Consider the following 13,186-nt stretch of genomic DNA (forward strand, 5'->3'; position numbering starts at 1 on the left):
GTCCTGCTCCTAAAAAACTCATTACTCATTACCCATAACTTATAACTAATCCTTATTTTTGCCATACAAAACAACAACACAACATGTCACTAACCTCACTAAACGCTGTTTCTCCAATTGACGGAAGATACAGGAGCAAAACCAAATCACTTTCGAATTATTTCTCAGAAGAAGCCTTGATAAAATACCGTGTCCTGGTAGAAGTTGAGTACTTTATTGCTTTGTGTGAAGCCGATTTGCCGCAGCTAAAGGGAATTGATTCCAAGGTTTTTGAAAGCCTGCGCAGTCTCTATAAAAACTTCACAACCGAAGATGCACTTTGGATCAAAGACACTGAATTGACCACCAACCACGATGTGAAAGCAGTGGAATATTTCATTAAGGAAAAATTTGAAGGTTTGGGATTGTCGCAATACAAAGAGTTTATCCATTTTGGTTTGACATCACAGGACATCAACAATACAGCGATTCCATTATCGGCAAAAGAGGCTTTCCAGGATGTTTACCTTAAATCCTTAATTGGTCTAATTGCCAAATTAAAGGAACTTGCGATGGAGTGGAACGATGTTCCAATGTTGGCCAGAACCCACGGACAGCCTGCATCGCCAACGCGTTTAGGGAAAGAGATTCTGGTTTTTGTGGAACGTTTGGAAGAGCAGATGCGTTTGTTGTTCAACATTCCGTTTGCGGCTAAATTTGGTGGTGCAACAGGGAATTACAATGCGCATAAAGTAGCGTATCCTAATACCGATTGGAAGCAGTTTGGTACCACTTTCGTGGAAGAAACGCTCGGTTTGCAGCATTCATTCCCAACTACACAGATTGAACATTACGACCATTTTGCAGCATTTTTCGACGCATTGAAAAGAATCAATAACATCATCATCGATTTGGACCGCGATATCTGGACGTATGTTTCGATGGATTATTTCAAACAGAAAATCAAAGCTGGAGAAATTGGATCATCGGCAATGCCGCATAAAGTCAATCCAATCGATTTTGAAAACTCCGAAGGAAATCTGGGCATTGCCAATGCGATATTTGAGCATCTTTCGGCAAAATTGCCAATATCAAGATTACAGCGCGATTTGACAGACAGCACGGTTTTAAGAAACATTGGAGTTCCAATTGGGCATACCCTAATCGCTTTTGATGCAACCTTAAAAGGATTGAATAAATTATTGTTGAACGAATCAAAATTCGCAGAAGACTTAGAAAAAAACTGGGCAGTTGTAGCAGAGGCAATCCAGACTATCCTGCGACGTGAAGCGTATCCAAATCCGTATGAAGCTTTGAAAGGTTTAACAAGGACCAATTCGGTTATCGATAAGGAAGCGATTCACAATTTCATAGCAACATTGGAAGTTTCACAGGCTATTAAGGATGAATTGATGCAGATTACGCCTGGAAATTATACCGGAATTTAATTCCAATCCATATAAAATAAGAAAGGCATAAGCGGTTGACTTATGCCTTTTTTTATAATATGAAATTGATTTATCTCGAATAATTCGGAGCTTCCTTGGTAATGGTTACGTTGTGTGGATGGCTTTCGCCGATTCCGCTTGCTGTAATCCTAACGAAGCGTCCATTTTCCTGAAGCGTAGGAATGTCTTTGGCTCCACAATATCCCATTCCGGCGCGTAGTCCGCCTACAAACTGCTGCATGCTTTCGTTGAGTTCCCCTTTGTAAGGTACGCGGCCCACAATTCCTTCCGGAACCAGTTTCTTGATATCGTCTTCAACATCCTGGAAATAACGGTCTTTAGAACCTTCCTGCATAGCTTCAACGGAACCCATTCCGCGATAGGATTTGAATTTCCTTCCTTCAAAGATTATAGTTTCGCCTGGAGATTCTTTAGTACCTGCTAATAATGAACCAAGCATTACCGAATCAGCACCAGCGGCAATCGCTTTTGGAATGTCACCCGTATAACGAATCCCGCCATCTGCAATTACCGGAACGCCGCTTCCTTTTAAAGCTGCTGCAACTTCAAGGACTGCTGAAAACTGAGGAAATCCAACTCCGGCAACAACACGGGTTGTACAAATTGAACCTGGGCCAATTCCGACTTTTACAGCATCAGCTCCGTTTTGAACCAAATAAAGTGCAGCTTCTGCAGTGGCAATATTTCCAACTACAACATCCAAATCAGGGAATTTAGATTTTACTTCTTTCAAAACAGTAACAACGCCTTGTGTGTGTCCGTGAGCCGTATCAATAATAACAGCATCAACACCTGCGTTTACTAAAGCTGTAGCTCTTTCCAAAGCATCGGAGGTAACTCCCAAAGCCGCGGCAACGCGAAGACGCCCAAATTTATCCTTATTGGCAATTGGTTTTTGGGTAAGTTTTGTAATGTCCCTAAAAGTAATCAATCCGATAAGTTTAAAATTATCATCGACTACAGGAAGTTTTTCAATTTTATTTTTTTGCAAAATTCCTTCAGCTTCCTGCAAAGTAGTTCCTTCGGCAGCAGTTACTAGGTTTTCGGAAGTCATTACTTCCAATATCGAACGTGAATTTATTTTTTCGAAACGCAAATCCCTATTGGTTGCAATTCCTTTTAAGGTGCCGTTTTCATCAACAACAGGAATTCCGCCAATGCCGTATTCCTTCATCGCCATTTTGGCATCGCCAACAGTGGCAGTTAGTGGCAACGTAACCGGATCGATAATCATTCCGGCTTCGGCACGTTTTACTTTTCTGACTTTAGCTGCCTGTTGTTCAATGGTCATGTTTTTGTGAAGTACCCCAATTCCGCCTTCCTGTGCCATGGCAATTGCCATCGAGCTTTCAGTAACGGTGTCCATTGCTGCGGAAACAATAGGGACATTCAAAGTAATATTCCTCGAAAACTTCGATTGAATGCTGACTTCGCGCGGTAAAACTTCGGAATAATTTGGGATGAGCAGAACATCGTCGTAGGTTAAACCTTCTCCAACGATTTTAGTAGTGTGTGCTTTCATGCAATTTGTAGTTGTAGTTAAATTGCATGCAAATATAAGTCAAAACTACGACTTAAAAAGAATCATTTACAAAGTTTTTAACTTTTAATGATATGCCGTGAAAATTTTTGTGGCTTCGTTATAGGAACTCTCAAAACTCATTGGACTGGTATTGGTATCCGCTTTTTGAGTTGTGAAATAGGAGAGGAGTTTTTCGGTTGGCATATTGCCGGTTAAATCATCTTTTGCCATTGGGCAGCCACCAAAACCCTGAATCGCACCATCAAAACGAACACAACCCGCTTTATAAGCTGCATCCACTTTTTCGTGCCATTTATCCGGAGTTGTATGTAAATGTGCGCCAAATTCGATGTTCGGGTATTTCGGAATCAGATTCGAAAACAAATAGGTGATTACATCCGGAGTTGAACTTCCAACAGTATCAGACAAAGAAAGGATTTTCACTCCCATTTTGGCAAGCCTTTCGGTCCATTCGCCAACAATTTCAACATTCCATGGATCTCCATACGGATTTCCAAATCCCATAGAAATATAGGTTACTACTTCCTTATTCGAAGCATCGGCAATGTTTAGGATTTCCTGAAGCGTGATTAAACTTTCGGCAATAGTCTTGTGTGTATTCCGCATCTGGAAGTTTTCGGAAATTGAAAACGGAAAACCTAAATACTGGATTTCCTTATGCCGCGAAGCAATTTGCGCGCCTTGCGTATTGGCAATGATTGCCAGTAATTTACTTTGTGTCTGTGATAAATCCAAATGCGCCAAAACTTCAGCTGTGTCCTGCATTTGCGGGATTGCCTTTGGCGAAACAAAGCTTCCAAAATCAATAGTATCAAACCCAACCCTAAGCAGCGATTGAATGTAATCGACCTTCTTAAAAGTGGGAATGAAGTCTTTGATACCCTGCATGGCATCGCGTGGACATTCTATGATTTTAATTTTTGGGTTCAAAGTTTTATTGTTGGAAAGTGGCTAAGTTAGGAAGATTTTTTCAGAATTGCCTTGTTGATATCAGCAACCAGTTTTGGACCTTCGTAAATAAATCCGGTGTATAACTGCACCAAACTTGCTCCGGCTTCGAGTTTTTCCAAGGCATCATCAGCCGAATGGATTCCGCCCACGCCAATGATAGGGAACGCTTTATTACTTTTCTCCGAAAGAAAACGAATCACTTCTGTCGAACGTTTGGTCAACGGTTTTCCGGATAATCCACCAGTTTCCGTTTTGTTTTCCGATTGCAAACCTTCTCTTGAGATGGTCGTATTGGTGGCAATGACACCGGCAATTTTGGTTTGGTTTACAATATCGATGATATCCAATAATTGTTCGTCTGTCAAGTCTGGAGCAATTTTTAAAAGGATTGGCTTTTGTTTTGGCTTGGCCAGATTTTTATCCTGTAAAAGCTGCAGCAAGTTGGTTAACGGCTCTTTTTCCTGAAGCTCACGAAGGTTTGGCGTGTTCGGTGAACTGACATTTACCACAAAATAATCGACATAATCAAACAAGGTTTCAAAGCAAATAAGATAGTCAGAAGTTGCCTCTTCATTTGGTGTGACTTTGTTCTTTCCAATGTTGCCGCCAATTAAAACTCCATTATTTTTTTTCAATCTCAAAACAGCTGCATCAACTCCGCCATTGTTAAAACCCATTCGGTTGATAATGGCACTGTCCGGTTTTAGTCGGAATAATCTTTTTTTAGGATTTCCATCCTGAGGCTTTGGCGTAAGCGTTCCAATTTCAATAAATCCGAAACCAAAATTGGAAAGCTCCTGATAGCATTTGGCATCCTTATCAAATCCTGCGGCAAGCCCAACAGGATTGCTGAATTTCAACCCAAAAACCTCGCGTTCCAACCGAGTGTCCTTTACTTCGTAAATCGATTGTAAAATAACTGGGACAAAGGGGATTTTTGAAATAAAACGAATAAAACTAAAGGAGAAGTAGTGCACTTCTTCGGGGTCAAACCAAAATAAAATGGGACGAATGAGTAGTTTGTACATGTGTAGTGTTGTTGTACTGCAAAAATAGAAATTCAAAATCAATTTTCTTTTTTAAATCATTAAATTAAATACTATTTTAGCCAAACAATAGTTTTCAAATGATTTCACAAGAACAGTTTCAAAAAGAACTCCAACTCATTATTCAAAACGGAATCCGAGAGGATATTGGCCCGGGCGATTATAGCTCTCTGGCCTGTATCCCAAATGCCGCAAAGGGAAGAGCAAGGCTTTTAGTGAAAGATACCGGGATTATAGCTGGTGTCGCATTTGCAAAAATGGTTTTCCAGAATGTTGATCCTACTTTGGAAATGGAAACGTTTATAAACGACGGAGCTGAAGTAAAACACGGCGATATTGTTTTTCATGTTTCGGGAAATTCGCAGTCTATCTTGAAAGCAGAACGCCTGATGTTGAATTCGATGCAGCGAATGTCTGCCATTGCAACCAAGACTAATGCGTATGTCAAGCTGTTGGAAGGGACAAAGACCAAGATTTTGGATACGCGCAAAACAACTCCTGGTTTTCGTGCCTGTGAAAAATGGGCCGTTAAGATTGGTGGCGGTGAAAACCATCGGTTTGCTTTGTATGATATGGTGATGCTGAAGGACAACCACAACGATTTTGCCGGAGGAATTACCAACGCTATTAATAAAACGAAAGAGTTTCTGAAATTCAATAACCTGGATTTAAAGATTATTGTAGAAGCAAGGAATTTGGATGAAATTAAGGAAATCCTTCAAAACGAAGGTGTTTACCGAATACTGATTGACAATTTTAATTTTGAGGACACACGTAAGGCAGTAGCGTTGATTGGTGATAAATGTTTGACCGAATCATCGGGGAATATTAATGAAAAAACCATTCGTCAATACGCGGAATGCGGTGTCGATTATATCTCTTCCGGGGCTTTGACACATTCTGTTTATAATATGGATTTAAGTTTAAAAGCTTTTTAAATGTCAGCTGCAACTACAGAAAACAAATTTTTAAAGCTGCCTGTTATCAAACAGCTGGTGTTTTTCCTAAATAAAATAAAGCTTCCCTGGCTTCACGGAATGTCGTTGTATGAAATGCTGGATTTTTATTTTACCGGAATTTTCCAGGGCGAGATAACGTATCGTGCTACAGCAATTGCGTTTAGCTTTTTCATGGCTTTGTTTCCGTTTGCGCTTTTTATACTGAACCTTATCCCATACATTCCGATACCCGGATTCCAGGATGATTTCCTGGGATTTGTGCAACAAAGTGTACCTCCAACGACTTATGATGCTATTTATAAAATCATTAATGACATCCTGCACAACAGTCACAGTGGTTTGCTTTCAACGGGTTTTGTGATGGCAATTTTCCTGATGACCAATGGTGTAAATGCTGTTTTGGGTGGATTTGAAAGCTCGCATCACATCCATGTTTCGCTGAAAAGAAAATTTTTCAGGCAGTACGTTGTTGCCTTGGCGTTGTCGATAGTGTTGTCTTTTTTATTGTTGATTACCGTAGCAGCCATTGTAATCTTTGAGGTTTTTATCCAGAAAACAAAAATCCAGGATGTCTTGTCGGATAACATTCCACTAATCGAAATGGGAAGGTATGCTTTTGTTATCCTAATGATCCTGACGGCAACTTCGATTCTTTTCAGGTATGGTGTCAAACACGAAAAAAAGAGGAGCCTGGTTTCAATAGGCTCAGTGGTTACAACACTTTTAATCATAATCTCATCCTATTTTTTTGGGATTTGGGTTGTTAAATTTTCAAAATACAACGAGCTTTATGGTTCAATAGGTACGTTATTGATTGTAATGTTTTATATTTGGATAAATTCAATGGTGTTACTTATTGGCTTCGATTTGAATGCCTCGATACACTTTATCAAACGTGAAAAACAAAAAGAATTAGATTCGCAATGAGGATAACAACAGCATTTTTTCTTATTTTATTTTTCCAAATCAGCTTCGGTCAATCCATTTTTGGAAAATGGAAAACCATAGACGATTTGACCGGAAAGGAAAAAGGAATTGTTGAGATTTATGAGTACAAAGGCAAAGTATACGGCAAAATCATTGAAATTTTTGAAGCAGATAAAAAGCATCTTAGATGCGAAAAATGTGAAGGTGAAGACCGTAACAGGCCAATTTTGGGAATGAATATTATTAAAGGATTGAAAAGAAATGATGATGTGTATGAAGGTGGAAAAATCATTGATCCTAAAAACGGGAAGAGCTACCATTGCAAAATCACCCTTGAAGGAAAAGACAAACTTATCGTTCGGGGTTATATCGGAATTTCACTTTTTGGACGGTCACAAACCTGGATTAGACAAAAATAACTACCCTTATAAATGAATTATTTCATTGAAGTTATTGTTCCGCTTTCTCTCCCTAAAACTTTTACTTACAGGGTTTCTGAATCAGAATTTGATTTTATTAAAAAAGGAATGCGGATTGCTGTTCCTTTTGGAAAAAGCAAAATCTACACAGCGCTTGTTATCGATTTGCATCAAACGCCGCCAACACTTTACGAAGCCAGGGAAATCGATCAGATACTTGATGAGAAACCCATTGTAAACGAACTCCAGATTAATCATTGGTTTTGGATCGCTTCTTATTATATGTGCAACATTGGCGATGTATATCGCGGTGCGCTGCCTTCGGCTTTGCTGTTGGAAAGCGAAACCATCATTTCCCAAAATAAAGATTCTTTTGTTGATGAAAACGAACTTGCAAATGATGAGTTTTTAATCTATGAAGCGTTGCAGCATCAGTCTTCATTGAAGGTCCAGGACATTGTTGATATCCTGAACAAGAAAACGGTTTTGCCTGTTATTCAAAAACTACTTAGCAAAAATATCATTTCACTTCAGGAAGAAATTCAGGAAGAATATAAACCAAAACTTATCCGCTATATTCGATTACACGAAAATTATTTGGCGGAAGAAAAGCTGATTGCACTTTTGGATTCGCTGCGTTCTGATAAACAGAAAAATGTTGTCCTTCAGTATTTCCAGCTTCAGGCAACGGACAAAAAGCCAATATCGGTAAAGCAAATTACTGAGCTAAGTTCTGCAGCTGTGGTGAAGGGATTGATTGAAAAAGGGATTTTTGAGGAATATTTTATCCAGGAAGACCGGGTCAATTTTGATAAAAATAAAATTGAAAATGAGTTGTCCTTAAGTGATGCGCAAAATGAAGCATTTGTTGAAATTAAAAAAACTTTTGAAGACAAAGAAGTCACGCTTTTACACGGAGTAACTTCGAGTGGGAAAACTGAAATTTATACCAAACTCATAGAAGATTACATTGCCAAAGGTAAACAGGTTTTATATCTTTTGCCGGAAATTGCATTGACAACACAACTGGTTTCGAGGCTTACGGCGCATTTCGGGAATAAGGTTGCTGTTTTCCATTCGAAATATTCCAATAATGAAAGAGTTGAAGTTTGGAACAATGTCAACCAAAATTCAGAAGCCGCGCAGATTGTAATAGGAGCGAGGTCGGCCTTATTTTTACCCTTTTCCAATTTGGGTTTAATCATTGTGGATGAAGAACATGAACAAACATTTAAGCAGCAGGATCCCGCGCCAAGATATCATGCCCGTGATGCTGCAATTGTTCTGGCAAATGCGCATCAGGCTAAGGTTTTGTTGGGTTCGGCAACACCAAGCATTGAGACTTATTATAATGCTTCTTCCGGAAAATTCGGTTTGGTATCGTTAACTGAGCGTTTTGGAAAAGTACAAATGCCTGAAATTGAATTGGTGGATTTGAAAGACAGTTATTTCAGGAAAAAAATGAAAGGACATTTTAGCCTGAAATTGATTGAAGAGATTACGGAAGCCTTTGCCAATGGAGAACAGGTGATTCTTTTCCAGAACCGTCGTGGGTTTTCGCCGGTTTTGGAATGCATGACTTGCGGCCATGTGCCTCAATGCCCGCAATGCGATGTTAGCCTGACGTATCATAAATATAAGAATCAGCTGCGTTGCCATTATTGTGGTTATTCGATGGCCAAACCAACCAATTGTCATGTCTGCTCGAGTGTTGATTTGGAAACCAAAGGCTTTGGAACCGAACAAATCGAAATGGAACTTGCTGAATTGTTTCCAAAAAAGAACATCAAACGCATGGACCAGGATACAACCCGCGGCAAATACAGTTTTGAGAAAATCATAGACGGATTCAAGAATAGAGAAATTGATGTTTTGGTTGGGACCCAAATGTTGGCCAAAGGTTTGGATTTTGACAATGTATCTTTGGTTGGGATTATGAATGCGGATAATATGCTGTATCATCCCGATTTCAGGGCTTTTGAAAGAAGTTTCCAGATGATGACACAGGTTGCAGGACGTTCAGGAAGAGCAGAGAAACGCGGAAAAGTAATCATCCAAACCTATAATCCACTGCATAATATTATACAACAGGTCACCAATAATGATTATGAGGGAATGTATAAGGAACAGCTTTACGAACGCAAGATTTATTATTACCCGCCATTTTACCGTGTAATCCGATTAACCTTGAAACATCGCGATTTTGAGAAACTGAAAGAAGGTTCGATGTGGCTGTATCAGGTTTTGCAGCAAAATCTGGCGATTCCTGTGCTTGGCCCGGAAGAACCCGCTATTGGCAGGATAAGGAATGAATACATCAGGACAATAATGGTGAAGATTCCAGGAGACGCGTCGTTGCAGGGCACAAAAAAAACTATCCAGAAAATACTGAATAGTTTTGATTTGGTTTCACAATACAGAGCCATTAAGGTGACTGTGAACGTTGATTTTTATTAAGTAAATTTACGCAATAGCTAAAGCTTTAATTAAATCCTCTTTTTTGTTTCTGCTCAATGGAATTTTGGTAACTCCAATCTCAGCAAACTTACTATTGAAGCGTTCTACTTTGTCTATATTAATAATGTAAGACTTGTGAACTCTGATAAATTTATCTTTTGACAAATCATTCTCAAAAGATTTCATAGTAGAAAGAACAAGATTGCTATCTTCTTCTGTAACCACTTTCACATAATCTCCGTAAGCTTCAATCCACTTAATCTTATTGGTATAGATTTTAAGTTTCTTAAGGTTACTCTTAATGAAGATGTGTTCTCCTTCTTCTTCCTGGTTTTCTTTTTTAAGCATATGGAAATCCATTGCTCTTCTAACAGATGCATTAAAACGGTCTAGAGCAATCGGTTTTTGTAGGTAATCCGTTGCATCATAGTCGAACGCTTTCATAGCGTATTCGGCTTTTGACGTGATAAAAATGATCTGAGGTTTTACTTTTAAACCGTCTAGAAAATCGAATCCACTGATAACTGGCATTTCAATATCAAGGAAGATTAAGTCGACAGTATGGACCGACATGCAATTTTTTGCTTCAATTGCATTAGAAAAATCACCCACTAAGTGTAGGTTTGGATGATTATTCACTAACTTTGCGATGATCATCCTTTGGATCGAACTGTCATCAACAACAACACAATTTAGTTTCATAATTTTTTGAATTATAGATTTGGTTCGGTAAAAATATATACTTTTTTTCAATCCACCTAACATTTCGTCGATTATTTTTGCTTTTAAACGACATTTTTTACTTTTAGACGATTTAAGGCAATTGGTGATTGTTTATTGAAAAATTATTTATACTTTCGCGCCCAAATTAAATTTTAATCATTTTTATTATGAATCATTACGAAACTGTTTTCATCTTAAATCCCGTTTTATCTGAAGTTCAGGTAAAGGAAACAGTAAGCAAATTTGAAGATTTTCTTACTGCTAAAGGAGCAAAGATGGTATCGAAAGAGGATTGGGGCTTGAAAAAACTAGCTTACGAAATCCAAAACAAGAAAAGTGGGTTTTACCATTTATTCGAATTCCAAGTATCAGGAGAAGCTTTAATCGCTTTTGAAACTGAGTTTAGACGTGACGAGAGAGTTATGCGTTTCCTAACTGTAAGTTTGGATAAACATGCAATCTCTTGGGCAGAAAGAAGAAGAACTAAATTAAAAGAAGCAAAAGCAAACTAATTATGGCAAATTTACAACAATCAGCTTCAGGAAAGAAAGACGGAGATATCAGATATTTAACGCCTTTGAACATTGAAACCAACAAAACTAAAAAGTATTGTCGTTTCAAAAAATCCGGAATCAAATATATTGATTATAAGGATGCAGACTTTTTATTGAAATTCGTTAACGAGCAAGGTAAAATCTTACCACGTCGTTTGACAGGAACTTCATTAAAATACCAAAGAAAAGTTTCAGTAGCTGTGAAAAGAGCTCGTCACTTAGCTTTAATGCCATACGTGGCCGATTTATTAAAATAATATAAACTCAGTTGTTGGTTTCCCAAGCGGAACCTAACTTCTATAATAAGGACAACAACATGGAATTGATCTTAAAACAAGACGTTCAGAATTTAGGATTTAAAGATGACGTAGTAACTGTAAAAAATGGTTACGGTCGTAATTACCTAATCCCACAAGGATTTGCTTCATTGGCAACTCCATCTGCTAAAAAAGTTTTAGCTGAAAATTTAAAACAAAGAGCTCACAAAGAAGCTAAAATCGTTAACGATGCTAAAACGTTGGCGGAAGCTTTGAAAGCACTTGAAATTAAAATTACAGCAAAAGCTGGTGGTGAAAAATTATTCGGTTCTGTTTCTAACATTGATATCGCTGAAGCTTTAGAAAAAGCGGGGCACAGTGTAGACAGAAAATTCATCACAAGTGGAATTGTAAAACGTACAGGAAAATACAATGCATCTGTGAGATTGCACAGAGACGTAATTGTTGACTTACCATACGAAATCGTAGCTGAAGTTTAATATTTCGCTATACATTATAAAAGTCCCGATGCAAATCGGGATTTTTTTTTTAATTAGAATTTATGAAATACAAAAGATTAACCAAAGAACAATTTGAAGCATTGCACCAGGAATTCATTAATTTCCTGGCGACTCAATCTATTGATAAAGGAGAGTGGGATAAGATCAAATTAGAAAAACCCGAAGTAGCCGAACAGGAATTGGATGTTTTCTCTGATTTAATCTGGGAAGGCGTTTTGACAAATGCCGGTTATCTTGAGCATTTTTCAAAAAACCATATTTTCCTTTTCCATTGCCAGGAAAAATTAATACAGTCAATTGTTCTAAAGGCTTTAGATTCTCAGGTTGACTTTATGCAGAAAGAAGGATTGCAATGGTTGAGCGATAACATGTTTACCGATGCTGTTGAAATCCATTTAGGCAAAAAGGAATACGAACAGGAAAGGAATGCTGCAATATTCGAATTGATTACCCAAGGCGCGATTCTTAGCGATGGGCAATTGTATCTTCAAATCAACAGTATAATCCAGTCTTAAAGCCCGATTATTTCTTTATGTATTCCGTCTTAATTTTGGATATGGCTTTGTCTATTACCTGAAGGCTGTCATTAATGATTTTTGTCTTATTATCATTTGTAACATTATAGGAAAGGATTCCTTTGATTAACCATATCTCATCAATAGCACCGCTTTCAAACTTTATGGTTTCATAAAAACTGTTCTCGCTGCTTAATAAAAAGACGTCCTTATTTTTATGGCTCCTGTGAATCCTGTTTACAAACAGCCCTTTCGATTTACTCACAATGACTACCAGTGAATTGTCCTGTATGTGATCCAGACTTGTCTCTTCACAAATTGCATATGAGTTTTCATCTATAATAGGAAACATATTGTTGCTCAAAACCTGAAATACCCTGGTATTTTCTGAACGGATAAATGGGAAATTATATTTGGGCAGGTTTTCTAAAATCGTCTTACTGTCAATGCAATACTGAAACTGTACTTCCCTACAAATTAAAGGTGTTTCTGTCAGATAGTTTTTGGATTTGCTGCTATGATTTTCCGAAGTGTAAAAAATTTCATTCAAATCAAATTCGTATAATTCGCAAATTGAAATTATTGATTCAAAATCGAGTGAATTTCTTTTTTTCCAAGTGGATATGGTATTTGGCTTGACATTTAGGAGTTCAGATAATTCAATATCTGTTGTGATTTTCATCAGCTTTTTTAATTTCGATAAAATTAAATTCGCGTTTAGAGAATTATTTTCTTGCATATTCGCAAAATGTATTGTACCTTTATGACTACATAAAAGTAAGAGTTAATATTTTTTTTAACTTCAATTATAATTAACAACCAGTTTAATTATAAAAATCATTCAATAAAAAAAACATTCACTGAGT

Annotated in this window: 14 protein-coding genes; 9 read left to right on the forward strand and 5 right to left on the reverse strand. The window is 37.7% G+C overall.

Features of this window, described 5'->3' with window-relative positions; translation table 11 throughout:
- The first annotated feature begins 83 nt into the window (after positions 1 to 83).
- Complete coding sequence (gene purB, locus L1S31_RS07110) at positions 84 to 1,427, forward strand: adenylosuccinate lyase (RefSeq protein WP_236463983.1); 1,344 nt, start codon at positions 84 to 86, stop codon at positions 1,425 to 1,427.
- Between the two features lie 70 nt (positions 1,428 to 1,497).
- Here purB and guaB read toward each other — a convergent pair whose 3' ends face one another.
- From guaB to L1S31_RS07125, 3 genes are all read right to left on the reverse strand, one after another.
- Positions 1,498 to 2,970, reverse strand: a complete 1,473-nt coding sequence (gene guaB, locus L1S31_RS07115) for an IMP dehydrogenase (RefSeq protein WP_236463986.1) — start codon at positions 2,968 to 2,970, stop codon at positions 1,498 to 1,500.
- Positions 2,971 to 3,054: 84 nt separating this feature from the next.
- Complete coding sequence (locus L1S31_RS07120) at positions 3,055 to 3,921, reverse strand: hydroxymethylglutaryl-CoA lyase-like TIM-barrel protein (protein ID WP_236463988.1); 867 nt, start codon at positions 3,919 to 3,921, stop codon at positions 3,055 to 3,057.
- A 26-nt stretch (positions 3,922 to 3,947) separates the two neighbouring features.
- Entirely contained in the window at positions 3,948 to 4,970 is a 1,023-nt protein-coding gene (locus L1S31_RS07125) for a quinone-dependent dihydroorotate dehydrogenase (protein WP_236463990.1), read from the reverse strand.
- Between the two features lie 98 nt (positions 4,971 to 5,068).
- Here L1S31_RS07125 and nadC point away from each other — a divergent pair, with 98 nt between their 5' ends.
- Genes nadC through priA form a run of 4 tightly spaced genes read left to right on the forward strand, consistent with a single transcriptional unit; the run spans position 5,069 to position 9,750 of the window.
- Positions 5,069 to 5,926, forward strand: coding sequence for a carboxylating nicotinate-nucleotide diphosphorylase (gene nadC / locus L1S31_RS07130; RefSeq protein ID WP_236463993.1), 858 nt, complete (start codon positions 5,069 to 5,071; stop codon positions 5,924 to 5,926).
- Positions 5,927 to 6,874, forward strand: a complete 948-nt coding sequence (locus tag L1S31_RS07135; protein WP_236463995.1) for a YihY/virulence factor BrkB family protein — start codon at positions 5,927 to 5,929, stop codon at positions 6,872 to 6,874.
- Positions 6,871 to 7,293, forward strand: coding sequence for a DUF2147 domain-containing protein (locus L1S31_RS07140; RefSeq protein ID WP_236463997.1), 423 nt, complete (start codon positions 6,871 to 6,873; stop codon positions 7,291 to 7,293). Before L1S31_RS07135 ends, L1S31_RS07140 begins: the two co-directional genes overlap by 4 nt.
- A gap of 12 nt (positions 7,294 to 7,305) precedes the next feature.
- A complete protein-coding gene (gene priA, locus L1S31_RS07145) occupies positions 7,306 to 9,750 on the forward strand; it encodes a replication restart helicase PriA (RefSeq protein ID WP_236463999.1) in 2,445 nt (814 codons plus the stop codon).
- Between the two features lie 6 nt (positions 9,751 to 9,756).
- Here the strand turns inward: priA and L1S31_RS07150 are convergent, their stop codons facing one another.
- Complete coding sequence (locus L1S31_RS07150; protein WP_236464439.1) at positions 9,757 to 10,452, reverse strand: LytR/AlgR family response regulator transcription factor; 696 nt, start codon at positions 10,450 to 10,452, stop codon at positions 9,757 to 9,759.
- A gap of 188 nt (positions 10,453 to 10,640) precedes the next feature.
- On the opposite strand from L1S31_RS07150, the gene rpsF reads away from it, so the two are divergent.
- The 4 genes from rpsF (at position 10,641) to L1S31_RS07170 (ending at position 12,320) form a co-directional block, all read left to right on the forward strand.
- Entirely contained in the window at positions 10,641 to 10,985 is a 345-nt protein-coding gene (gene rpsF, locus L1S31_RS07155) for a 30S ribosomal protein S6 (protein ID WP_136152298.1), read from the forward strand.
- Between the two features lie 2 nt (positions 10,986 to 10,987).
- The gene (gene rpsR / locus L1S31_RS07160; protein WP_136152299.1) at positions 10,988 to 11,284 is read left to right on the forward strand and encodes a 30S ribosomal protein S18; all 297 of its coding nucleotides are present in this window, start codon (positions 10,988 to 10,990) and stop codon (positions 11,282 to 11,284) included.
- A 59-nt stretch (positions 11,285 to 11,343) separates the two neighbouring features.
- On the forward strand, positions 11,344 to 11,784 hold the full coding sequence (rplI, locus tag L1S31_RS07165; RefSeq protein WP_236464001.1) for a 50S ribosomal protein L9: 441 nt from the start codon (positions 11,344 to 11,346) through the stop codon (positions 11,782 to 11,784).
- Between the two features lie 62 nt (positions 11,785 to 11,846).
- A complete protein-coding gene (locus L1S31_RS07170; protein ID WP_236464003.1) occupies positions 11,847 to 12,320 on the forward strand; it encodes a DUF6495 family protein in 474 nt (157 codons plus the stop codon).
- Between the two features lie 7 nt (positions 12,321 to 12,327).
- Here L1S31_RS07170 and L1S31_RS07175 read toward each other — a convergent pair whose 3' ends face one another.
- A complete protein-coding gene (locus tag L1S31_RS07175) occupies positions 12,328 to 13,059 on the reverse strand; it encodes a LexA family transcriptional regulator (RefSeq protein ID WP_255702215.1) in 732 nt (243 codons plus the stop codon).
- Positions 13,060 to 13,186 lie beyond the last annotated feature (127 nt).

This window comes from Flavobacterium wongokense (assembly GCF_021608265.1).
GTDB lineage: Bacteria > Bacteroidota > Bacteroidia > Flavobacteriales > Flavobacteriaceae > Flavobacterium > Flavobacterium wongokense.